Genomic DNA, 20,602 nt, shown 5'->3' on the forward strand with positions numbered 1-20,602 from the left:
CAGAGGCGGTGGCACATCACGTCTCAACTTCGCCAGTTCGACCTGAGGCGAACCGGCCACGCTTGCTGCAGTACTTCGCCTGCTATGGCGCGCCCGGCAGGTCCCCGCGGTGAATCCGCTGGTCGAGTTCCCAAAGCGCTGTCTTGTCGTCGTCGTAACGCAGCGACTCGTATGCGGCCTGATACTGCAGCCACTGTGTGTCTCGATGCTCCGAGGAGAGCACTATCTGGGCCTTTTCTCGGGTGACGTCACAGGCGAAGAAGTGCTTGGGCACGATATAGACGTTCTCGGGCCAGAGCTTGCTCACCGCAAAGCAACTCTTCTCTACTCCGCTTACCATGTCGAGCTTGAACAGCGGTCCTACCGTAGGCAGACCGGTCTCCTCGGCGAACTCGCGACGGGCCGCGCTCTCCAGATCCTCGCCTTCCTCGACGCCGCCGGCCACGCTCTGCCAATGAGAATCATCCGCTCTCTGGAAGAGAGCGTATTCCGGCATACCCGCAGTTGTCCGAAAAGGAAAAACGAGGACGGTGTAGGGCTGGCGCATATGACGGGTCCGATCTGAGAGGCGATGCAGTTGAATGTGCCGAACAGCGGGAGCGTGACAGCTCAGCGATTACTCCCTGGCGTTGGATGGTCTCTTCTTTCCCCGTCCACAGGCCGCCGGAGCCTCCACCTTGCGTCGCTGGCGGCGGCTCATCCTCAACGAGCAGTTTGCGATCTTACTGGGCCCGCCCGATGCAGCACCGCTGTCGAGCCTTCCGGCGGTCTGCAGTCGTGAAGGTGGAGCTGTGCTCGACTGTGAGGGGCCTGTTGCAGATGTGTCTCTTCACGCGAGCTGCAAAGCCAGCTCAAGTTACGTTTTGCAGGCACTGTGTGACTCTGTGCAGTCATGAATTCTTGCAGGTTGCGCACAGCGCCAGTACGTGGAGGTCGAGCATGACGTTGGGCGAAGCATCGCTGCTGGAGCAACTGGCTGCGGATGAGGAGTCTGTCCGCGGGCAACCTGAGTCGTTGCGTGAGCAGGTGGCGGCCCTGGAAGAGCTACTGAGCGACCTGGCCACCACCCGAAGGATAGTCACGCCGATGCTGGCCGGGCATCCCCGGCCCGAGCAAGCGCCCCCCAAACGACGATCGCGACTCGTGGCCGTGGCTACCGGGCACCGTCCCGACTCAATGCGGTGCCGAGCACGACTGACCTCAACCACCAGGCCACCACCACTCGGCGGTGGCCTTCCTTTGCCTCTGAGTCAGCAGTGCACATTCACTCTTTGTAACCGGTGTCAAGAAGCGTCAAGACCACGATAAGGTCTTCCGAGAAGGCCCCGGCCTGCGCGCACCCGGACCGGTCACTGGCCTCACGCACAGGGAGATGCCGTGAACGCCCCCAGCACGCCATTCCATGACCAGCCGAGCGAACTGCCCCCATCTCTCGCATCGCAAGGCTTACGTTTGGTTGCTTTTCTGATCGACTGCGTCGTTTTTGCTGCCCTACTGCTGGCTGTGAGTCAACTTCTACTTTACGTCTTCGACGGTATAGACGAAAGAGATGCCAGGTCCATCCTCCTGATACTTCTGACCCTGACCTACTCGCCGATCATGACGGCGACGTGGGGTGGTACAGCAGGCAAGCTCATCTGTCGCATCAGGGTCGTTCGTATTGGCATCGCAGATAAATACCATGATGGCAATCTCGGCTACTGGCGCGCGTTGACCCGTCATCTGTCGCACGTAGTGATGACAATATCCTGCATCTTTTTGGTGTTGGATCACCTGTGGTGCTTGTGGGACAAGCCGAATTGCCAATGCCTGCACGACAAAATCGTCAAGAGCGCGGTCATCATGCGCTGAATATCGGCACCAGGCCTAAAGCAATCATTGGCCCGTCCGGCGACACCACCAAGCCCGTGCACTCCACTGCGCCGACTGCCCTAGTGTGGGAACTACGCGATCATCACCTTTCGGCTCAAGGGAACTGGGTTGTGAAGGGTTACATGCAGGCCCTGACCACCGTGCCGAGCCTCGACGAGGGGGCCGCTCTGGCGCGAAGCATCACCTCGCAACGCCTAGCCGCTGGCGTACAGCAAGGCTTTCTGCGCGACGAGCAGGAATGGCAGTTGGTCATCAAGACCACGCTGCTCTACTTGCCGCGCTTGAGATCCGCATAAAGCTAACCACAGTTACGAGACGCCAGAAATCATCGCGACCGTAATCGCTGCTGGCAGCGACGAACAAGTCGAGCGGTGTGAACGTCCTGTTGGGCGACCTCACCGCCTGCCCCGACGCGATCATCTAAGGCATCGACCTCAAGCGCGGCATGGAACTGATGCCCTGGCCATCTTGCCTGGAATGGCCACCACGCCACAGGCGGCCGACGCGCTGTTGGCCGATGCCGTCGCCATCCTCGACGGTCGGGCCGATCACCTCACCCAACAGGGCCTGCGCGTCTGGGAACCCTGCCCCGACGCTCCCGCCCTGATCGTCCTGATCAATGAGTACGCCGAACTGATCGAGGAAGCTCCCGGCGCGGAGCGCTACACCGGCTCCATCGCACGGCGGGGCCGCCCCCTGCCGTCACGCTGGTAGCGGCCACCCAACGCCCGTCACAGCGCGCCATGGGCAAGGGTGCCGTGCGCTCTCAGATGGGCATCCGGCTGTCCTTCCGCGTGCGCGAGCAGCGCGACGTGGATCTCATCCTCGGTCAAGGCATGCTCAAGGCCGGATGGCACGCCCACCGCCTCGACGCCCCCGGCAAGTTCCCGATCAGCGCACCGGAACACGACGTGCCCTGACGCGGGCGAACCTCCCTGCTCGACGATGAGGGCGTGCAGCGCACCGCCGAACGGCACGCGCCAACCACCCCCCGCTGGACGCGATCTCCGCCGCTGCCCTGGAGGCGCACGAGGCGCTGCAAGCCTCTCAGAGCGCCGCACCGCCATCGCCCCGGCATGCCCGCGACACCGCCGTACGGGGAGTCCGAAGAGGCCCTGATGGTTGCGCTGAGGCAGGCCCCTGACGACGGGGTCAGCATCGGCGATCTCATATCCGCGCTCCTGCGCGCGTATAGGGCGCGGCAGACGCGGACGGACGAACGGACGGACAATCACAATCCGTAACCAGCGACTGTGCGCGGAGGCCCCGCAAAGGAAGAGAGCCGCACCACCACGAACGAGAGGGGGATGCGTATACAGGCATACACCGACAAACAAGTCGCAGAGATGCTGAGCATCGGACGTGACAGGTCTACTTCCTTCTCCGTACCAGCCAGCTCAAGAGCATCAAGATCGGCAAACTCCGCCGAATCACCGACCAGCACCTTGGCGACTTCATCTCTTCGTTGGAAGCTATGGATGAGGCGTAGAACGCTGTGCTGCAACGTTCTACGCGGCCGGTTGTGCGGCACCGCCGCACAACCGGCAAGCGCCTCTCGATAACTCCATGACACAGGAAGGAAGCCGTCCATGACGCGTGACCGAACGACCTTGCCACCCGTCCGGGTGGACGCGGAGCTGAAAGACCGTCTCCGCAGGTAGGGCCTATCCGCGCCACGGCGGTCGACCTGACCGACGCCCGGCAGAGAGCTGCCCACGTCGCGGCCAAACCCCGCGTGCTGCCCCCGGCACCCGACCGCAAAACCGGCGATCTGCCGAAGATCTGCCACCAGCAGACCATCACCCTGCACCCCGGCGACCTCGGGCACCTCGACAAACTCCGCCAGGATCTGCCTTACCTCAGCCCTTCGTGGCGAGGGACGTACTCCACTGCGAGGGCGATGACGGAAGGACTGAACGGCCCGCCTCAAAGGCCACGACCTCGATCTGGGTGATCCGAAGAACCGGCTCGCCCACGGCCGCGTCGCCCAGACCATCCTGGTCGCGTTGCTCGTCACCGTCGCCAACGACCACTTTCTCGACCAGTGGCGTCACATCCGCCAGCCCCCAGACGAGCCCGACGCATCCGCCGACATCTTCGAGATCCCAGCGGAACATCTCGACCGCTCGCCACTCACGGGCCGGAGCCGGCCACCACCCATCCCATAACCCGCAAGCCAGATCACCGTGTCGCACCACCCCGCCCGGAGCCGGCATCGCCATGCCCAGCGACGCAAACCCAGTCCTCCACCAGCGACCAGACACCACCCGGGCCTCCCCGGACAGCTGCTCCGCAACTCCCAAACCAGGACGAACCCGATTCGGAATCCCTCGAAACGACAAGATCCCGCCTGATCTCGACGATCAGACGGGATCCCGTCAACTAACTGCCAGCCGTTTCAAGAACGGCCCCTGGTGGGGTGTTCACGAATAGGGCTGGCCTGGGGCGCAAGAGGGGTTGAGAAGATCGCTTCCCGAGAAGAGAATGATCGCTTCCCGCGTAGGCAGCCCGGGCGCTGACCGTTCAGGGGGATTGCCCCGTGGCAGGGCCAGCCGAGGGAGGGCTTGTCTGCGGTGAGTGAAATCATGTTCTGCAAGATCTTCGTGCAGGGGTGAGCAGGAGTCCGGAAAGCTTTTCAGCTGGCCCGGCCCAAGGTCACGGTGCGGGTTCCGGGTGTGAAGTCGCCGAAGGACTGTTGCCAGGACTCACCGGGCCAGTAGTACGTCACAAGGCCCTCGGCGGGCCGGTAGTGGGCGGTGTAGAGCGTTACCGTCCCCTGCTCGTCGACGGATCGATACAGCGGCGGCTTGAGCATCGCCGCCACGTCCGCGCCCGCGGCGCGGATGGCTCGCAGCCGCTCCTGCGTCCGCATGGCCCGCTCCTGCTCGTCGGTCACCGGCAGGTGCTGGTGATTGGAGGCGCAGGCGTCCGGTGCCACCGTCGGTGGCATATCCGGTCCCACGAACACCGTCATCGCCTTCTTGGGATCGACAAGGGTGAGGTTCTGGGGGACGGCGACCGGCAGGGACCGCAGCCTGTCGACCGCCTCATCGACGGTGTCGCACGTCTCCAGCAGGTAGCGCACGAGGATGAGAATGGCGAAGCCACGTCCGTAGACAGAACGTCCGCCCCAGGTGAGCGAGACCGCGAGACCGGCGTCGTTCATCCCGTCCAGCAAGCCCCACAGCATGTCCTGCATCCCGATCACGGGGCGCAGGAAGCAGGAGGAGACGATGGTCCCCTCGCACTGATCGGGCCGTAGGTCATAGTTGCGCAGCAGAGTGCCGTTCTGGCCGATCTGGGTGCAGGCCTGGGAGAACGGCCGCAGTGCCGCGTGGGTGAGGAAGACTTCCGCCTCGGGCCGGTCGAGTTGGCCGGCCAGGCGGTCCAGAACCGGCACCAGTTCCGGCATGTGCGCACGGAACAGCGCCCGAACACGATCCGCGCCCTCCGTAGTCCGGCCCTCCGCGGTCAGCAGGCCCTCCATGTCCTGCCACAGGGCCCGGGCGTAGGCGGCCCACCGCCCGTCGCCGCCGTCGCCGACCTCGATCGCCTGGAAGGTCTTGTGCTGTTGCCGCATGGCTGCCACTTTCCCTGTGAGAATCGGACGAGGTGAGGGCAACCTAGCTAATTGCGCGGGTAATTCACCAGGTGGCCGCCATCGGCGACGGCCAGACGCTGGATCTGATGAAGCCGCTGAACGCGAGCGTGGCCGATTCCAAGTAGGCGAACATGTCCCGCGTTGGAGAAGCCGGGAGTCAGGAAGGCTGGCGTTTAGGGCATCCATCGTGCGCGGAGCACGCCCTCTATCGGATGATCCGTACTCCGTGCCCTTTGACAAGTTGGCGCTGGATCGCCGTGCCCGGGTCGCGCGCCGTGGCCGCGTCGGCAGGGGACGTGCTGTCGGCGTACAGGTAAACGTACCGAGGCATGTATACGTAGACGTGCCGAGCTCCATGTGCCAGGTGACGGCCGATTGCGACGGGCCGAGGCCACCCGCTCAGTGATGGGGTGTTCACGAGTAGGGCCGACCAGGAGGACAACAGGGGTCGAGAAGATCGCTTCCCGAAGGGTGGTGATCGTTTCCCGTACTGCCGCGTCGTCGACGGGGGGCAGACGAGTGGACGCTTGCTGCAGTACGTCGCCTGCTATGGGGCGCCTGGCAGGTCTCGGCGGTGAATCCGCTGGTCGAGTTCCCAAAGCGCTGTCTTGTCGTCGTCGTAACGCAGCGACTCGTATGCGGCCTGATACGGCAGCCACTGTGTGTCTCGATGCTCCGAGGAGAGCACTATCTGGGCCTTCTCGGGTGACGTCGCAGGCGAAGAAGTGCTTGGGCACGAATCCAGGCGGTGCCCTCCGCTTCCAGTGCCCGGCAGCAGGCACCTCCCCGTCGGTCACCTGCCCCCGCTTCGACCGTCTCCACGAGCGCGGGCCCAGCCACGCCGCCGCTGTCGATCTCACCGACGCCCGGCAGAGAGCCGCCCACATCGCAGCCAAACCCCGCGTGCTGACCGCGGCACCCGACCACAAAACCCGCGATCTGCCGAAGATCTGTCACCAGCAGACCGTCACCCTGCACCCCGGCGTCCTCGGCCACCTCGACAAGTTCCGCCAGGACCTGGCCTACCTCAGCCCTTCGTGGCGGGGGACGTACTCCACCGTCAGGGCGATGACGGGGGGACTGAACGGCTGCCTCAAGGGCCACGACCTCGACCTGAGTGACCCGAAGATCCGGCTCGCCCACGGCCGCGTCGCCCAGACCATCCTGGTTGCCTTGCTCGTCACCGTCGCCAACGACCACTTCCTCGGCGCCTGGCGCCACACCCACCAGCCCCCAGACGAGCCCGACGCATCCGCCGAGACCTTCGAGATCCCAGCAGAGCACCTCGACCGCTCGCCACTCACGGGCCGGAGCCGGCCACCACCCATCCCATAACGCGCAACTCAGATCACCTTGTCGCAGCGCCCAGCCCTGAGCCGGCATCGCCATGCCCAGCGACGCGAACCCAGTCCTCCACCAGCGACCAGACACCACCCGGGCCTCCCCGGACACCCGCTCCGCCACTCCCAAACCAGGACGAACCCGATGCGGAAACCCCTGAAACGACAAGATCCCGCCTGATCTCAACGATCAGACGGGATCCCGTCAACTTCAGTCCGGCCGTTTCAAGAACGGCCCTGGGTGGAGATGAGGGGATTCGAACCCCTGACCCCTTCGATGCGAAGCCACTTGACCATGATGGCCACCAGCACCAATATTGCCTCTGACCTGCGTCGCACGTCTCCCCGAGTCCGCGAACGTCCGAGCTCGTACGTCTAGATCGTCACTCAGTTTGTCACCCAGCAGAGATCGAGGCGACAAGGAGCGCGCCGCTCAAGCCCTCGCTGAACTCCAGAACGACCTACAGTTCTGCTGCCAACTTGCTGCCGTCGATTTGTCGCGTTCGACGCTGAACTACGTCGCCGGAGTGATCCGCCGGCATCATGAGGCGATCAAGTCGGCCTGGCGGCTGCTCAACCCGGGACAGCAGGCCCTGCTGGTGCTGGTTCACCTGCGCAAGGGCGAGACGTTCACCGAGCTGGGGGCCGGGTTCGGTGTCTCCACCGCGACCGCTTGGCGGCATGTGGAGGAGACCGTGATGCTGCTGTCGGCGCGTTCGCTCAAGCTTGGGCAGGCGCTGCGCAAGGCCCGCCGGGATGGAGTGCATTACTTGGTGCTGGAGGGCACGCTGATCCGCACCGACCGGGTCGCCGCCGACCGGCCGTACTTCTCCGGCAAGCACCGCGTGCATGGGATGAACATCCAGGTGATCGCGTCACCACCTCTGCAAGGCCATCGCTCTTCTGCAGAACTACGAGGTCGCCCGAGGATGAAAAGAGGTCACTGATCTTGGCGGTGTACCACCCGCCTTTCGAAATCCATGCCAACGCAGTATCACGCAGCTTGGAGGAGTCCTTCGTCGGCTCACGGCTGTTTAGCCGTGGCCGTCCGGGCGGTCAGCGGCGTCGAACATGTCGCAGTTGTGCTGGATCAGGGGCATGTACTGCTCAGCCCAGGCTCGCAGACTTCGCAGCGGCGCGACGAGCGTGGCGCCCAGGCCGGTCAGACGGTAGTACACCCGTGGAGGCTTGCTCGCCTCGACACGACGATCGACAAGTCCGTCTCGTTCCAGCGCCCTGAGGGTCTGCGCCAGCATCTTCTGCGACACACCGGTCATCTCGCGCTTCAACTCGGTGAACCGCAGCTCGCCCTCGGCGGCGGCAAGCGACAGCACCGCCATGGTCGTCCATCGCGACCCCACCCGGTCGAGCAGGAGCCGTGTCGGGCACAGAGGATCGAACAAGTTCCCCTGCCGCGAGGCAGTTACCACGAGGTCACCTTGTGTCGGAAAAGTGCCTTCTTCCCCGTTCATTGAACGGTCTCCTACGGTTACCACGTTCCCAAGCGTAATCAAGGAGGGCACCTGTGCGCCAGGAGACTCTTTCCCCCCACCTTCCCGGCGCGACCGTGCACCGGATACCGATCGACGGGGTCGAACTCGCCGTGGAGACTCTCGGGCAGGGGCCGGCCGTACTGCTGCTGCACGGCTTCCCGCACACCCGCGCGATCTGGCGCGATGTCGCACCCCGGCTGGCCGCGGCAGGTTTCCGGGCCCTCGCGCCGGACCTGCACGGGCTGGGCGACAGCACACCCGCCGTCCGCGGCTATCAGGCATCCGCGATCGCCACGGACCTGCTCCGAATGTTGGACGTCCTAGGTGACCGCGAGGCACACGTCGTCGGCACCGATCTAGGTGTCACTCCGGCATTCGCCCTGGCAGCATCGTCGCCCGAGCGCGTGACCAGCCTGACCCTGTCCGAAGGGTTGATCGGACTTCTGCCCGGCGCCGAGGCCTTCCTACGGCAGGGGCTGCCGTGGTGGTTCGGCTTCCACCAGGCGCCCGGTGGTCTGGCCGAGGACGTCCTGGAGAACTCGGCGGAGCGCTACGTCCGTTTCTTCCTCTCCGCCGGCAGTCGCCGAGGTCTGCCGGCAGACCTTACACGGGTGATCGTCGAGGCATATCGGGGCAAAACGAGTCTCGGCAATGCCTTCGACCACTACCGCGCGGTGCCGGCCACCGCGGAATGGATCGGGAACTGGGCGCAGGACCAGCGACTGACAACGCCGACCCTCGCCATCGGCGGTGGCGCGATCGGCGCGGCCACCGCCCGCCAACTCGAACCGATCACCGGCTGCCTCACCCAGCACCTGCTTGAGGACTGCGGTCACATCACCCCGATCGACCAGCCGGACGCCTTCGCCGACCTTCTCATTGAGCACGCCCGGGCCGTCTGAGCTCACACCTTCAAGACCCGTCCGGAACAGAGCCGACCGAACCCACAGCAAGGAGCAGATATGAGCCGTGAGCAGCGAGAGGCCATCCGGCAGTTTCGCGCGTCGTCCCCCCTCGACCTCGGCGGTGCGGTCCACGAACAGCGTGCCCTGTTCGAGCAGCTGTTGTCCCACCATCCTGTCCCTGAGGACGTCATCGTCACCGAAGCCCACTACGACACGATCCCTGGCCTCTTGGTCGAACTCGCGGAAGAGCCCCGCGTCGGCACCGTCCTGTACTTCCACGGCGGGGCGTATGTCTTCGGGTCGGCGCGCAGCTCGCTGGGGATCGTCGCAGACCTGGCCCGCAGGTCACAGACACGGGTGATCACCATCGACTACCGCTTGGCACCCGAGCATCCCGCCCCTGCCGCCACCGACGACGCGGTACGCGCTTATCGCGCCCTGATCGCCTCCGGCGTCGATCCGCAACGGGTGGCGGTCGCCGGCGAGTCGGCCGGCGGCGGGGTGGCGCTCGGCCTGCTGGCGGCTCTTTCCGCTGCCGACGAGCCGATGCCCGCCGCGGCGTTGCTGTTCTCGCCGTGGGTTGACCTCACACTCAGTGGCGATTCGATGACGGCCAGGGCCGAGGCGGACTTCATCGTGAACCGCACCGCCCTCGAACGCCGCGTGCGTGACTACCTCGGCGACGCATCCGCGGCAGAACAGCACAGCCCGCTGTTCGCGGACCTGCACGGTCTGCCGCCCACATTGATCCAGGTCGGCTCTGACGAGGTGCTGCTGGACGACTCCACCCGGCTCGCGGCAAGGCTCGTGGCGGCCGACGTGTCGGTGACGCTAGACGTCACCGCGCAGGCGACACACGTCTTCCAGTCATTCGCCGCCTCGTGGGACGAGGCCGACGCGGCGATGACTCGCGCGGCCACATTCGTCCGCACGATGGTGAAGCCGTGAGCAGCAAGCCACCCGCCCGGCGTCGGCATCCGCGCCGGGTGAGCGGTCAGTGGTTGACGGTGCTCATTCCGACCGGGTTGTAGCGGTCGCCGGCGACCTGGTCGGCGAGGCTGTGGAGCGCGTCGAGGTGGCCGATTCGTCGGGAGGTGCAACAGGCTGACCACCCGAATCACCAAGACGATCAAGCAGAGAAGAAGCATGACGGTCGCGTCCTGAGCCGTTCGCTGCGGAGCTGGACGACAGGCTCCGCCTCATCGTCCAGCTCCCCCGGCAGCCCGTATCAGATCACGACCTTTTCTTTGGTGACCATGACCACCACCGAATCCAAATCGATGAACTTGCTTTCGTCCGGGTTCAGCAGCTCCTTGTAATTCTTCGATCCGAAGAAGGCGTCATGGTCCGCCCAGGTTTCGAACCAGATCTCAGTGAGGCCGTCATAGCCGGGGCTCGGGTAGCCGTCGGCGGGAACCGGGTGAGAGACGGTGTACTTCTTCACGTACCGTCGCGCCTCCGCGAACAATGGGGCGTGGCGGTTTCGGTGATAATGGCCAGCGGTGCTACAACGACGATCACGTCCAGCGGGTGGCGTTGATTCAGACATTCCTAGCCGCCAGCATGTCCACCATGAGCATCGCTCAGATGGTCCCCTGCATGTCGGAGCCCACCACGGCCAAGGCCCTGCAGGCCTTGGCCGTCATGAATCATGAGCGAACCCGCCTTACATCGACGATCGACAGCCTCACGGCCGCCAGGGAAGCGCTTGATCACCTGATCGAGGTCAACCGGTCTTTCCTGGCGAATGCGGCGGATGCTGCTTGAGTGACGGTGGGCGGTAGCGGTGACGTGGCCTTCAGGAAGCCGGTCGATCTGTCCCGTCGAGGCGGGTGGGCAGCAAGTCGGCCAGTGCCCAGCGGTGGCGGGGGTAGGGGACGCGGCCCTTGAGCCAGCGGTCGACCGGTACGTCGAGCGCCGTTGTTGACTGCGGGGCCGTCGCCGGCCTGTGGCGGTACTGCCTCGACCTGCTCGACGCCGCCGCGGTTGCGGAAACCTCCGCTCGTGCAGCCGCTCAGGTTCAGGGTTCGCGAGCGGCGGCCGGAGTGACGGGGTGACCGGCGCACCATACGGCGCGGATGTCGCGGGTGGCCGTGATGTCCCGGGTCGGGTCGCCGTTGACCAGCAACAGGTCGGCCCGCATACCCGGCCGGACGGCGCCCCGGTCGGCCAGGCCGAAGGCGCGGGCGGGCAGCACGGTCGCCGAGCGCAGGATCTCCACCGGCGTCATTCCGGCCCGCGCCATCAGCTCGAATTCGTGATGCAGGCTCTCGCCGTGGGGCACGGGCAGCGGCGCGGACGGCTGGGCGTTCGCGTCCGTCCCGGCGAGGATCTCAATACCGGCCCGGTGCAGACGGCCGACGTCGCCCAGCACCTCCCCCAGGTGGTGGTCCCGCCCAGGCGGCGGGCCGGAGGTCATGAAGGCGGTGAGCAACGCCTCCATCATGGTGATCGTCGGGATGGACCTCTGGCCGGCGCTCCTCATCGCGGCCACGTCGTGCGCCCGGACCCCGCCGGCGATCGGCGTGTGCGTGACGAACTCCGCCCCCGACTCCACGGCCATCGTGTAGGCGCCCGGGGTGGCGGCGTGCACGATCGTCTTGAGCCCGTACTCGCGTGCCGCCTCCACCAGCGCGCGCAGCGCGTCCGCGGGGGGCCCGCCCTCGCCGGGAGCCTCGGCGACGCCCTTGATGTAGTCGACACCCTCCGCCGCCCGCGCCTCGACGTGCCGCCGGGCATCGGCTGCCGTCAGGATGACGGCTTCCGGCGGCATTCCCGGCATGCGGGCGTGGTGGCCGCCCGGCCCGATCGCGGGCAGTCCAGCAGTACGGAAGTCGGCCACTCCCCCGGCCTCGCGCAACGAGGCCACCCGCTCCGCCGGCCAGCAGGCCATGTCGAGCCCGGTCGTCACTCCCCAGGCGGCCAGGGCGGCCAGGTTCCCAGGGCCGTGCAGGTGGACATGCGCGTCGATCAGCCCGGGCAGCAGCGCCGCCCCAGCCGCGTCGATCTCCTCCGTCCCTGCGGGATCGTCACCGATCAGCGCACCGTCGATGACGACGGTACGGGGCTCGCCGAGCCGTTTGCCATCGAAGACCCGCACATTGCGCAAGGCTGTCCTGCCGTCAGTGGACATGGGCCACCCGCCTCAAATAGGGAACAACTTTGTTCACTAACGGAGGCTAGCACGGCGAAGTGCGTGATAATCCGTCCTCATGAGTCCTACCCGGCGCCGCGGAGACGCCCTCACCACCGCGATCTTCCAGGCCGTCCTGAGCGAACTGGCCGAGAGTAGCTTCGAGGAGCTGACGTTTGACAAGATCGCCTCCGCGGCCGGGACCGGGAAAGCGGCCTTGTACCGGCGCTGGTCCACCCCGGCCGAACTCGTCCTCGCCGCGCTGAGCGACCCCGCGACCGGCTTCGGCGAACCGCCGGCGCCGCCCGGCACGGGCACACTGCGCGATGACCTGATCGCCCTGCTCGAGCACTTCGTACGGGCGCTCGACGAGCCGCGCGGCCGCGCGCTGCTCCCGCTCATCGCCCACCGCCACCGCCATCCCGAGCTGTTCGAGCAGGTCCACCGGCTGGTGATCCGCCCGCACCAGGAAGTACTGCTGTCCGTCCTGCGCCAGGCGGTCGAACGCGGCGAAGCCGCACCCGGCAGCCTCACCCCGCGCATTGTCTCAGTCGGGCCACGCCTGATCCTCCTCCAGGTATGGGAGGGCGGTCTCGTGGACTCCTGCGAGATCGCCTCCATCGTCGATGAGGTGCTCATTCCGCTGACCAGGCCATGACCCCCTAGCCGGCATCCCGCAGGGCAGCAGTGCGAGACGAAAGGTGCACGTTGTGAGTCGCCGCCCGTACCGTTGGAAGCCGTCGGCATCTCGCCTCGACGAGGCGACGGCCGCTCACTGGACGTGGGGGCTCACTCCGCCCTGGCTGCCTCCAGGCCGGGTACGGACGCGGCCCGGCGCGCGGGCAGCGCCGAGGTCGCCAGCGTCGCCACGGCCGCACCCGCCGCGACCAGCGAGAAGAGCCACCACTGTGGGGCAGGGCGCAGGTACGAGCTGCCGCTCGTCAGATGCAGCAGCACCGGCGTGCCCATCGCGATCACCAGACCGAGGATCGTGCCGAGGGTGACCACGGCCGCCGCCTCCCAGCGGACCATCGAGCGGATCTGCGCCGCCCGTCGTCATGCTCTGGCGCTCGGTACGCGAAGGCGGCGACACCAAGAACCGCAAATCCCGCCGCACACTGGCCATGCCCAAACGCTGCGCGGAAGCCCTCAACTCCACCGCGAGCGACAGGACGTGGCCAAGAAGGCGGCAGGCGACCGATGGCAGGACAACGACCTCGTCTTCGCATCCAAGGTCGGCACGGAACTCGACTCCCACAACGTCCGCCGCTCGTTCCGAGCCGTCCTCAAGAAGGCCGGCCTCAACGCCCAAGAGTGGACACCGAGCGAGATGCGGCACAGCTTCGTCTCGATGCTCTCCGACGCCGGCATGCCCATCGAGGCATCTCTCGCCTGGTCGGGCACCGCAACACCAGCGCCACCGGAACGGTCTCCCGCCAACAAGCTCCGCCCCCTCCTCTTGGAGCGCGCCGAAGCGGTGGACCAGATCTTCCGGGACCTGTAGTCACTCAGCAACGCAAAAGGCCGCTTCCAATGCTCTGGAAGCGGCCTTTGACCTGGGTGGAGATGAGGGGATTCGAACCCCTGACCCCTTCGATGCGAACGAAGTGCGCTACCGGACTGCGCTACATCCCCAAGGACTCGACTAGGTTAGCAAACTCTTGAGGGTCCTCGCGCCACCCTTTCAGTCCCCCACTGCCCGCTTGGGCGGCTCGGCGTATTGATCGAACAGAACGTCCGGATGCAGCGACGTGAGATCGATGACCTCCGCCTGGGCTGCCTCCTCCGCGGTCCGCCGCTGTTCCCGAGCTCGCCGCAGCCGTTCCGCGCGCATCCGGCGGGCGCGTTCGCGCCGCTCCCGGTCCACTTGTACGGCGATGCGGAGAAAGGCGGTGTACGCGAACATGATGACGACAGAGGGCGCCACGCCCCACCACGGGATCATCTGCACCGCAGCCGTCACGACCGAGGCCAGGACCAGCAGGGCCGTGAAGAACAGGAGCCGACGCCGGCGGGCCACGATGATGGCGCGGCGCCGAAGCCGGAACTGGCGCACGTCGACCTTCTCCACCTCGGCCCCGTCGTCCTCGTCCGCGTCCGAAGGGCTCAGGTTGTCGAGGTCGGGCAGCTGATGCTCGCCGGTGTAGTGCTCTTCGAGCTCGGCCAGCTCGGCGAGGTTGGTCTTGTCTCTGCGCAGCCACATCGGAATCAGGACACAGAGCCACATCACGACGATGGCCAGATAGAGGAGGACGCTGCTCACGACCACCTCCGGGCAGCACAAAGACGCGAGTGTGCTCGTCGCGCCTTCAATGTGCTCACGTCACGCACCGTAAGACCGCGTGTCACTAATTGACGAGCATTCGGTGCGGTGTGTCGCGAGATCGTCAAACCTCTTCGACGGGAGATCCTCCGTGAGCGGCTGACTCACGGGCGCGACGCCATTGCACGAGAAGCCCGCCAGGAACGTCCTCGACGGTCAGCGCGTAGCAGATGTGGTCGCGCCAGGCCCCGTCGATGTGGAGTTGGCGCCGCCGAATGCCTTCTTCCCGAAATCCCAGCTTTTCAACCACCCGACGGCTGGCCTGGTTCTCGGGACGGATGTTCGCCTCGAGCCGATGCAGCCCCGTGGTGAAGAAGCAGTGGTCGACGGCCATGGCGAGGGCGGTGGGGGTGATGCCCTTGCCGGCCAGCGCGCCGTCGATCCAGTAGCCGACCTGGGCGGAGCGGGCCGACCCCCACACGATCGCGCCGACGGTCAGCTGCCCCGCGAAGCGCCCCCCGTACGTGATCACCCACGGCATCGCCAGGCCCTGCCTGGCCTCGCGGCGCAGGGTGCCGACCATGGAGACGTACGGCCCCAGACCGGTCCTGAACAGCGGAGTCTCGGGGTTGCTCGGCTCCCAGGGACGTAGCCAGTCGGCATTGCGCAGCCGCGTCTCCCGCCACACGCGCACATCGCTCAGCCGCAGCGGCCGGAGGCCTACCGGACCGTCGTTCAGTGTCGCCGGCCAGCCACGAAGTCGATCCACACCTCTCATCATCCCCCCATCGGGGGCGATGTCGCCACGGATCACGGAATCGAGGTCAGCGCGGGTGATCGCCGCCCCTGACCTGATCGACCGCATGCTGGAGGATCGGCGCGAGTACGGCGACCCCATCGCGTACGCCACCGGACGATCCGGGCAAATTCACGATCAACGTGTTACCCGCCTGGCCTGCGAGACCTCTGGAGAGCACGGAGGCAGGGACCTTTTCCCGGTTCGCCAGCCGGATGGCCTCGGCTATGCCGGGAATTTCCCGAGAAATTACCCGGGCGGTCATCTCCGGCGTCAGGTCCATGGGGGTCAGCCCGGTCCCTCCGGTGGTCACGATGACGTCGTACCCCTCCGCCACCCCGTCACGAAGGGCACCCTCGACCGCCTCCCCGTCGGGCACCACCAGGGGTCCGTCCACGACGTCACAGCCCGCCTCACCACGGAGCAGGTCGGCGAGGAGCGGACCGGATTTGTCGGCATAAATCCCGGCCGACGCCCGGTTCGACACGGTGATCACGAGCGCCCGCATCACGTCTCGTCCCTGGCCCAGCGGCCGGTCTTGCCGCCCAGCTTCTCCTCCACCCGCACGTCGGTGATCATCGCGCCCGGATCGACCGCCTTCACCATGTCGAACAGCGCCAGCGCCGCCACCGAGACCGCCGTCAACGCCTCCATCTCCACTCCGGTGCGGTCGGCCGTCTTCACCCGGCAGGTGATCGCCACGCCCCAGTCCTCGACGTCCAGCGTGACCTTCACCCCGTGCAGCGCGATCGGATGGCAGAGCGGAATCAGGTCTGGCGTCCGTTTCGCACCCATGATCCCCGCGATCCGCGCCACCCCCAGCGCGTCCCCCTTGGGCACCTCGCCGGAGCGCAGCAGCGACACGACCTCGCCGGACAGCAGCACCCGTCCGGTGGCCGTGGCGGTCCGGGCCGACACGTCCTTGGCGGACACGTCCACCATGCGAGCGGCCCCCGTCTCATCGACGTGGGTCAGCCCACCCTGCTCATTCACAGCATGATCACCTCCACCGAGGAACCCTCCGGCACCTCGGTCACGTCCTCGGCCACCACAATCAGCGCGTTCGCCGCGGCCAGGGCGGCGAGCTGGTGCGAACCCTGCCCGTGCACCGGCGTCACCGTGCCGTCGGAGGCCAGCACGCCGCGCAGGAACGACCGGCGCCCCACAGGCGACCGCAGCGGCCCGGTGACGCGAGCGGTGACCGCCTCCGGCACCGCCGCGGGAAGCCCGCGCATCTTGTCGAGCGCCGGACGTACGAACAGCATGAAAGACACGAAGGACGACACCGGGTTGCCGGGCAGCGCGAAGATCGGCACCTGGTCCTCCCCCAGCACGCCGAATCCCTGCGGCATCCCCGGCTGCATCGCCACCTTCTCGAACCGGACCGTCCCGAGCGGCGACAGGGCCTCCTTGACCGGCTCGTACGCCCCCATGGAGACTCCACCGCTGGTGATGATCGCATCGGCCCGCACGAGATGCGTGTCAAGCCGGTCGAGCAGCACCGCCGGATCGTCCCCGACAGACCCCGCCCGGAACCCCTCGGCCCCCGCCTCGCGCACGGCGGCGGTCAGCGTGAAGCTGTTGGAGTCCCAGATCTGCCCGGGAGCCAGCGGGCCGCCCGGTTCGACCAGCTCCGCGCCCGTCGAGATGACGACGACCCGGGGCCGGGGCCGGGCCCAGACCCGCCGCCGCCCCACTCCGGCGATGATCCCGAGCTGGGCCGGCCCGATCACCGTGCCCGGTTTGAGCACGACCTCGCCGGCCCCCACGTCCTCCCCTGCCCGCCGGATCGCGTTGCCGACGCTCGCCGGACGGGTGATCCGTACGGAGACCGTCCCCCCGTCCGTCCACTCCACCGGCACCACGGCATCGGCCCCGGCAGGCATGGGGGCGCCGGTCATGATCCGTACGGCATGCCCCGGACCCACGGCCCGCAGCTCCACGGAACCGGCCGCCACATCGTCGATCACCGGCAGCGTGACGGGGACGTCCGAGACGTCAGCGGCGCGTACGGCATATCCGTCCATGGCCGAGTTGTCGAACGGCGGCAGCGGCACCGGCGACGAGACCTCCTCGGCCAGCGTCGCCCCCAGCGCCTGCTCCAGCTCAAGCTCGATCGGCGCCAGCGGGCGGACGGTGGTCAGGATGTCAGCCAGATGTTGGTCAACCGACTTCATCGAGGAACTCCCGCAGCCACGGCAGGAACTCCGGCGCCAGATCCTCCCGATCCGCCGCGAACTTCACCACCGTCCGCAGATAGTCGAGCTTGTCACCGGTGTCGTACCTGCGCCCCCGGAAGAGCACCCCATGCACGGGGCCGCCCTCCGAGGAGCCGCGCCCGGCGAGCGTGCGCAGCGCGTCGGTGAGCTGGATCTCGCCTCCGCGCCCCGGCGGCGTGTTCTCCAGCACCTCGAACACCGCCGGATCGATCACATAACGCCCGATGATCGCCCAGTTGGACGGCGCCTCGTCGGCCGGGGGCTTCTCCACCAGGTCGGTCACGCGTACGACGTCGTCCTCGGCGGTCGCCTCGATGGTCGCGACGCCGTACAGGGAGACCTGCTCCTTGGGCACCTCCATCAGCGCGATCACGCTCCCACCGAACGTGTCGCGCACCTCGATCATGCGCTTGAGCAGCGGGTCGCGGCGGTCGATCAGGTCGTCGCCGAGCAGACAGGCGAAGGGATGGTCGCCGACGTGCTGCTTGGCGCAGAGCACCGCGTGGCCGAGCCCCTTGGGCTCGCCCTGCCGTACGTAGTGGAGGGTCGCCAGGGAGGCGGGCTCGCGGACCTGGGACAGCCGGTGCTCGTCGCCCTTGGCCTCGAGGGCCTCCTCCAGCTCGAATGCGCGGTCGAAATGATCTTCTATGGACCGTTTATTCTTGCCGGTGACCATGAGCACATCGAGGAGCCCCGCCGAGGCGGCCTCCTCGACGACATACTGGATCGCGGGCTTGTCGACGATGGGCAACATCTCCTTCGGTGTCGCCTTGGTCGCCGGAAGGAACCGGGTGCCCAGACCCGCGGCGGGCACGACGGCTTTCGTCACAGGGTCGAAGTCAGCCATGAGTAGACCCTAGTGGAGGTACCTGTGGACAAGCTGAACCTGCGTCGGGAGCTGAGCTCCGCGCGTGCCTCCCTCTCCCCCGAACAACTGCGCGCAAACGCCATCAGGGTCCGCGAAACGCTGCTCGATCAGCCGTGGGTTCAGATGGCCGGTCTCGTGGCCTGCTACTGGTCAACGGGGTCCGAGCCGGAGACCCACGGGCTCGTGTTCGCTCTGTGGAAACATGGAGCCACCGTTATCCTCCCCGTCCTCCGCGAGGACTATGACCTGGATTGGGCGGTGTACGACGGGCCCGACTCGCTGGCCCCCGGCCGCTTCGGGATCATGGAGCCGGTCGACACCCGCCGCGGCGTCGACGCCATCCGCACCGCCGCGCTCGTGATCGTGCCCGCGCTGGCGGTGGACAGGAAGACAGGTGTACGGCTCGGGCGCGGCGGCGGCTCGTACGACCGCGCCCTGGCCAGAGTCGGCCCCAACGTCCCCACGGTCGCGCTGCTCCACGACGGGGAGCTGGTCGACGACCTCCCCGCGGAGCCGCATGACCGGCAGGTCCGTTTTGCCGTGACACCAGAAGGACTCACTAGTCTTATGTGAACGCAGGTACGAGAGGGGGCCAGATGACGCTGGATGTCTGGCTCCTCCTTGGCGCCGCCATCGTCATCGCGGCCATCGCGTCCGTACGCATCGCGCACCGCACCGGCCTGCCCAGTCTGCTGGTGTTCCTCGGATTCGGCCTGGTCCTGGGCGAGGCCGGGTTCGGGATCCCCTTCGACAATCCCCAGCTCGCCCAGCAGATCGGGCTCACGGCGCTGGCGGTGATCCTGGCCGAGGGCGGCCTCACCACGAGCTGGTCCCATGTGCGGCGTTCCGTCCCCTTGGCCATGGTGCTGGCAACGGTGGGCGTGACTGTCAGCATCGTGGTGGTGGCGCTGGTCGTACAGGGACTTCTCGGCATAGACCGAACGTCGGCGCTGATCCTCGGCGCGGTCCTGGCCTCCACGGACGCCGCCGCCGTCTTCTCCGTGCTGCGCAGGCTGCCGCTGCCTCCGCGGCTGGCGGGCGTGCTGGAGGCGGAGTCCGGTTTCAACGACGCCCCCACGGTGATCGCGGTCGTGCTGCTGAGCGGGGCCTCGCACCCGGCGCCGAGCCTGGGAACGTTCTTCCTGGAGACCTCGCTCGAGCTGATCATCGGCGCCGCGGTCGGCCTGGCCGTCGGCCCGGCGGGCGCATACGCGCTGCGCCGCGTCGCCCTGCCCGCCTCCGGCCTCTATCCCCTCGCCGTGCTGTCGCTCACCTTCGTCTCGTACGGCGGCGCCGTGCTGCTGCACGGCTCGGGATTCCTGGCCGTCTACCTCACGGCGTTGATCCTGGGCAATTCGCGGCTGCCGCACCGGGCGGCGACCAGGGGGTTCGCGGAGGGCGCGGCGTGGCTGGCGCAGATCGGGCTGTTCGTCATGCTCGGCCTGCTGGCCAGTCCCAGCGAGATGCCGTCGGCCATCGTGCCCGGTCTGATCGCCGGCACCGTACTCGTGCTGGTGGCGCGGCCGCTGTCCGTCGTGGCGAGCTCGCTGTTGTCGTGGGTGCTGCGGGTCGGCCGCGTGAGCTGGCGTGACCAGGCGTTCCTGTCGTGGGCGGGGCTGCGCGGCGCGATCCCGATCGTGCTGGCGACCATCCCATGGGCGTCCGGCGTCGACGGGTCCAAGGAGATCTTCAACGAGGTCTTCGTGATCGTCATCGTGTTCACCCTGCTCCAGGGGCCGACACTGCCGTTCGTGGCCCGGCTGCTCGGCGTGGCCGCGCCTGGGGAGGCGCACGATCTCGAGGTGGAGTCGGCGCCGCTGGAGGAGCTCAAGGCGGACCTGCTGCAGGTCAAGGTGCCCATCGGCTCCAAGCTGCACGGCGTGGAGATCTTCGAGCTCCGCCTGCCCGCGGGCGCGCAGGTGACCCTGGTCGTCCGCGACGGCAAATCCTTCGTACCCGAGGGCAACACCAGGATCAGGGTGGAAGACCAGCTCCTGCTGGTCACCACGGCCTCCTGCCGCGACCAGGTGGAGCGCCGCCTGCGCGCCGTGAGCCGCAGCGGCAAGCTGGCCGGCTGGTACGGCGAGCGGGGACTGGAATAGGCGTTTGACC

26 protein-coding genes, 1 tRNA gene and 1 pseudogene are annotated in these 20,602 nt (G+C 67.2%); 13 read left to right on the forward strand and 15 right to left on the reverse strand.

The genetic code is table 11. The features are described 5' to 3' along the window. Positions 1 to 82: 82 nt before the first annotated feature. Complete coding sequence (locus AB0H84_RS11750) at positions 83 to 547, reverse strand: NUDIX domain-containing protein (RefSeq protein WP_357601919.1); 465 nt, start codon at positions 545 to 547, stop codon at positions 83 to 85. An 830-nt stretch (positions 548 to 1,377) separates the two neighbouring features. Here AB0H84_RS11750 and AB0H84_RS11755 point away from each other — a divergent pair. From AB0H84_RS11755 to AB0H84_RS11770, 4 genes are all read left to right on the forward strand, one after another. Further along, entirely contained in the window at positions 1,378 to 1,851 is a 474-nt protein-coding gene (locus tag AB0H84_RS11755; RefSeq protein WP_357601921.1) for an RDD family protein, read from the forward strand. Between the two features lie 131 nt (positions 1,852 to 1,982). Then, positions 1,983 to 2,168 (forward strand): hypothetical protein, encoded by a 186-nt coding sequence (locus tag AB0H84_RS11760; RefSeq protein WP_357601923.1) that lies wholly within the window; start codon positions 1,983 to 1,985, stop codon positions 2,166 to 2,168. Between the two features lie 181 nt (positions 2,169 to 2,349). After that, positions 2,350 to 2,586 (forward strand): hypothetical protein, encoded by a 237-nt coding sequence (locus AB0H84_RS11765; protein WP_357601925.1) that lies wholly within the window; start codon positions 2,350 to 2,352, stop codon positions 2,584 to 2,586. Between the two features lie 44 nt (positions 2,587 to 2,630). Then, on the forward strand, positions 2,631 to 2,792 hold the full coding sequence (locus AB0H84_RS11770; protein ID WP_357601928.1) for a hypothetical protein: 162 nt from the start codon (positions 2,631 to 2,633) through the stop codon (positions 2,790 to 2,792). 311 nt (positions 2,793 to 3,103) lie between these two features. Here the strand turns inward: AB0H84_RS11770 and AB0H84_RS11775 are convergent, their stop codons facing one another. The 3 genes from AB0H84_RS11775 to AB0H84_RS11785 all read right to left on the reverse strand — a co-directional run bounded on the left by AB0H84_RS11775 (position 3,104) and on the right by AB0H84_RS11785 (position 5,452). Further along, complete coding sequence (locus AB0H84_RS11775; RefSeq protein WP_357601929.1) at positions 3,104 to 3,700, reverse strand: hypothetical protein; 597 nt, start codon at positions 3,698 to 3,700, stop codon at positions 3,104 to 3,106. Positions 3,701 to 3,731: 31 nt separating this feature from the next. Continuing rightward, positions 3,732 to 3,989: a hypothetical protein gene (locus AB0H84_RS11780; protein ID WP_357601931.1), complete on the reverse strand. Its 258-nt coding sequence runs from the start codon at positions 3,987 to 3,989 to the stop codon at positions 3,732 to 3,734. 518 nt (positions 3,990 to 4,507) lie between these two features. Next, positions 4,508 to 5,452, reverse strand: a complete 945-nt coding sequence (locus tag AB0H84_RS11785) for a C45 family peptidase (protein WP_357601932.1) — start codon at positions 5,450 to 5,452, stop codon at positions 4,508 to 4,510. A 750-nt stretch (positions 5,453 to 6,202) separates the two neighbouring features. On the opposite strand from AB0H84_RS11785, the gene AB0H84_RS11790 reads away from it, so the two are divergent. Continuing rightward, positions 6,203 to 6,808 carry a hypothetical protein gene (locus AB0H84_RS11790; protein ID WP_357601935.1) on the forward strand — a complete coding sequence of 202 codons (606 nt, stop codon included), beginning with the start codon at positions 6,203 to 6,205 and terminating at the stop codon, positions 6,806 to 6,808. 532 nt (positions 6,809 to 7,340) lie between these two features. Next, a pseudogene (locus AB0H84_RS11795) lies at positions 7,341 to 7,694 on the forward strand (transposase family protein); the annotation flags it as partial. A gap of 153 nt (positions 7,695 to 7,847) precedes the next feature. On the opposite strand, the gene AB0H84_RS11800 reads toward AB0H84_RS11795, so the two are convergent. Further along, complete coding sequence (locus tag AB0H84_RS11800) at positions 7,848 to 8,285, reverse strand: helix-turn-helix domain-containing protein (protein WP_357601937.1); 438 nt, start codon at positions 8,283 to 8,285, stop codon at positions 7,848 to 7,850. A gap of 53 nt (positions 8,286 to 8,338) precedes the next feature. On the opposite strand from AB0H84_RS11800, the gene AB0H84_RS11805 reads away from it, so the two are divergent. Together AB0H84_RS11805 and AB0H84_RS11810 are read left to right on the forward strand one after the other, a co-directional pair. Next, positions 8,339 to 9,208 carry an alpha/beta hydrolase gene (locus tag AB0H84_RS11805; protein WP_357601940.1) on the forward strand — a complete coding sequence of 290 codons (870 nt, stop codon included), beginning with the start codon at positions 8,339 to 8,341 and terminating at the stop codon, positions 9,206 to 9,208. 60 nt (positions 9,209 to 9,268) lie between these two features. Next, the gene (locus tag AB0H84_RS11810; RefSeq protein WP_214416627.1) at positions 9,269 to 10,159 is read left to right on the forward strand and encodes an alpha/beta hydrolase; all 891 of its coding nucleotides are present in this window, start codon (positions 9,269 to 9,271) and stop codon (positions 10,157 to 10,159) included. A gap of 280 nt (positions 10,160 to 10,439) precedes the next feature. Here the strand turns inward: AB0H84_RS11810 and AB0H84_RS11815 are convergent, their stop codons facing one another. Further along, entirely contained in the window at positions 10,440 to 10,760 is a 321-nt protein-coding gene (locus AB0H84_RS11815; protein WP_357601942.1) for an EthD domain-containing protein, read from the reverse strand. Positions 10,761 to 10,783: 23 nt separating this feature from the next. Between AB0H84_RS11815 and AB0H84_RS11820 the strand changes: the two genes are divergently transcribed. After that, a complete protein-coding gene (locus AB0H84_RS11820) occupies positions 10,784 to 10,978 on the forward strand; it encodes a hypothetical protein (protein ID WP_357601944.1) in 195 nt (64 codons plus the stop codon). Positions 10,979 to 11,231: 253 nt separating this feature from the next. On the opposite strand, the gene AB0H84_RS11825 is transcribed toward AB0H84_RS11820, so the two are convergent. Next, positions 11,232 to 12,311, reverse strand: coding sequence for an amidohydrolase family protein (locus tag AB0H84_RS11825; protein ID WP_357601947.1), 1,080 nt, complete (start codon positions 12,309 to 12,311; stop codon positions 11,232 to 11,234). 112 nt (positions 12,312 to 12,423) lie between these two features. Between AB0H84_RS11825 and AB0H84_RS11830 the strand changes: the two genes are divergently transcribed. Then, positions 12,424 to 13,002: a TetR/AcrR family transcriptional regulator gene (locus AB0H84_RS11830; protein WP_357601950.1), complete on the forward strand. Its 579-nt coding sequence runs from the start codon at positions 12,424 to 12,426 to the stop codon at positions 13,000 to 13,002. A 131-nt stretch (positions 13,003 to 13,133) separates the two neighbouring features. Here the strand turns inward: AB0H84_RS11830 and AB0H84_RS11835 are convergent, their stop codons facing one another. Further along, the gene (locus AB0H84_RS11835) at positions 13,134 to 13,385 is read right to left on the reverse strand and encodes an FtsX-like permease family protein (RefSeq protein ID WP_357602041.1); all 252 of its coding nucleotides are present in this window, start codon (positions 13,383 to 13,385) and stop codon (positions 13,134 to 13,136) included. A 133-nt stretch (positions 13,386 to 13,518) separates the two neighbouring features. Between AB0H84_RS11835 and AB0H84_RS11840 the strand changes: the two genes are divergently transcribed. Continuing rightward, positions 13,519 to 13,848, forward strand: coding sequence for a tyrosine-type recombinase/integrase (locus AB0H84_RS11840; RefSeq protein ID WP_357601952.1), 330 nt, complete (start codon positions 13,519 to 13,521; stop codon positions 13,846 to 13,848). 57 nt (positions 13,849 to 13,905) lie between these two features. Here AB0H84_RS11840 and AB0H84_RS11845 read toward each other — a convergent pair. From AB0H84_RS11845 to galU, 7 genes are all read right to left on the reverse strand, one after another. Beyond that, a tRNA-Ala gene (locus AB0H84_RS11845) sits at positions 13,906 to 13,979 on the reverse strand. A gap of 49 nt (positions 13,980 to 14,028) precedes the next feature. After that, entirely contained in the window at positions 14,029 to 14,607 is a 579-nt protein-coding gene (locus AB0H84_RS11850; RefSeq protein WP_357601955.1) for a hypothetical protein, read from the reverse strand. 124 nt (positions 14,608 to 14,731) lie between these two features. After that, entirely contained in the window at positions 14,732 to 15,385 is a 654-nt protein-coding gene (locus AB0H84_RS11855) for a GNAT family protein (RefSeq protein WP_357601957.1), read from the reverse strand. Between the two features lie 46 nt (positions 15,386 to 15,431). Next, complete coding sequence (locus AB0H84_RS11860) at positions 15,432 to 15,911, reverse strand: MogA/MoaB family molybdenum cofactor biosynthesis protein (RefSeq protein WP_357602044.1); 480 nt, start codon at positions 15,909 to 15,911, stop codon at positions 15,432 to 15,434. After that, positions 15,911 to 16,396, reverse strand: coding sequence for a cyclic pyranopterin monophosphate synthase MoaC (gene moaC, locus AB0H84_RS11865; RefSeq protein WP_357601960.1), 486 nt, complete (start codon positions 16,394 to 16,396; stop codon positions 15,911 to 15,913). The genes AB0H84_RS11860 and moaC overlap by 1 nt, the downstream gene beginning before the upstream one ends. After that, positions 16,393 to 17,580, reverse strand: coding sequence for a gephyrin-like molybdotransferase Glp (gene glp / locus AB0H84_RS11870; protein ID WP_357601962.1), 1,188 nt, complete (start codon positions 17,578 to 17,580; stop codon positions 16,393 to 16,395). Before glp ends, moaC begins: the two co-directional genes overlap by 4 nt. Then, the gene (gene galU / locus AB0H84_RS11875) at positions 17,567 to 18,469 is read right to left on the reverse strand and encodes a UTP--glucose-1-phosphate uridylyltransferase GalU (RefSeq protein WP_345001991.1); all 903 of its coding nucleotides are present in this window, start codon (positions 18,467 to 18,469) and stop codon (positions 17,567 to 17,569) included. The genes glp and galU overlap by 14 nt, the downstream gene beginning before the upstream one ends. A 24-nt stretch (positions 18,470 to 18,493) precedes the next feature. Between galU and AB0H84_RS11880 the strand changes: the two genes are divergently transcribed. Together AB0H84_RS11880 and AB0H84_RS11885 are read left to right on the forward strand one after the other, a co-directional pair. Next, positions 18,494 to 19,063, forward strand: coding sequence for a 5-formyltetrahydrofolate cyclo-ligase (locus AB0H84_RS11880; RefSeq protein ID WP_357601964.1), 570 nt, complete (start codon positions 18,494 to 18,496; stop codon positions 19,061 to 19,063). A 23-nt stretch (positions 19,064 to 19,086) separates the two neighbouring features. After that, positions 19,087 to 20,592 (forward strand): potassium/proton antiporter, encoded by a 1,506-nt coding sequence (locus tag AB0H84_RS11885; RefSeq protein WP_357601967.1) that lies wholly within the window; start codon positions 19,087 to 19,089, stop codon positions 20,590 to 20,592. The last annotated feature ends 10 nt before the right edge of the window (positions 20,593 to 20,602 follow it).

The organism is Nonomuraea sp. NPDC050786 (genome assembly GCF_040654115.1).
Lineage (GTDB): Bacteria > Actinomycetota > Actinomycetes > Streptosporangiales > Streptosporangiaceae > Nonomuraea.

Coding starts and splice junctions, on each gene's coding strand:
- AB0H84_RS11750 (WP_357601919.1), bottom strand. CDS start 547: ATGCGCCAGCCCTACACCGTCCTCGTTTTTCCTTTTCGGACAACTGCG.
- AB0H84_RS11765 (WP_357601925.1), top strand. CDS start 2,350: ATGGCCACCACGCCACAGGCGGCCGACGCGCTGTTGGCCGATGCCGTC.
- AB0H84_RS11780 (WP_357601931.1), bottom strand. CDS start 3,989: ATGTTCCGCTGGGATCTCGAAGATGTCGGCGGATGCGTCGGGCTCGTC.
- AB0H84_RS11785 (WP_357601932.1), bottom strand. CDS start 5,452: ATGCGGCAACAGCACAAGACCTTCCAGGCGATCGAGGTCGGCGACGGC.
- AB0H84_RS11800 (WP_357601937.1), bottom strand. CDS start 8,285: ATGAACGGGGAAGAAGGCACTTTTCCGACACAAGGTGACCTCGTGGTA.
- AB0H84_RS11810 (WP_214416627.1), top strand. CDS start 9,269: ATGAGCCGTGAGCAGCGAGAGGCCATCCGGCAGTTTCGCGCGTCGTCC.
- AB0H84_RS11815 (WP_357601942.1), bottom strand. CDS start 10,760: ATGTCTGAATCAACGCCACCCGCTGGACGTGATCGTCGTTGTAGCACC.
- AB0H84_RS11820 (WP_357601944.1), top strand. CDS start 10,784: ATGAGCATCGCTCAGATGGTCCCCTGCATGTCGGAGCCCACCACGGCC.
- AB0H84_RS11830 (WP_357601950.1), top strand. CDS start 12,424: ATGAGTCCTACCCGGCGCCGCGGAGACGCCCTCACCACCGCGATCTTC.
- AB0H84_RS11855 (WP_357601957.1), bottom strand. CDS start 15,385: ATGAGAGGTGTGGATCGACTTCGTGGCTGGCCGGCGACACTGAACGAC.
- AB0H84_RS11860 (WP_357602044.1), bottom strand. CDS start 15,911: ATGCGGGCGCTCGTGATCACCGTGTCGAACCGGGCGTCGGCCGGGATT.
- glp (WP_357601962.1), bottom strand. CDS start 17,580: ATGAAGTCGGTTGACCAACATCTGGCTGACATCCTGACCACCGTCCGC.
- galU (WP_345001991.1), bottom strand. CDS start 18,469: ATGGCTGACTTCGACCCTGTGACGAAAGCCGTCGTGCCCGCCGCGGGT.
- AB0H84_RS11885 (WP_357601967.1), top strand. CDS start 19,087: ATGACGCTGGATGTCTGGCTCCTCCTTGGCGCCGCCATCGTCATCGCG.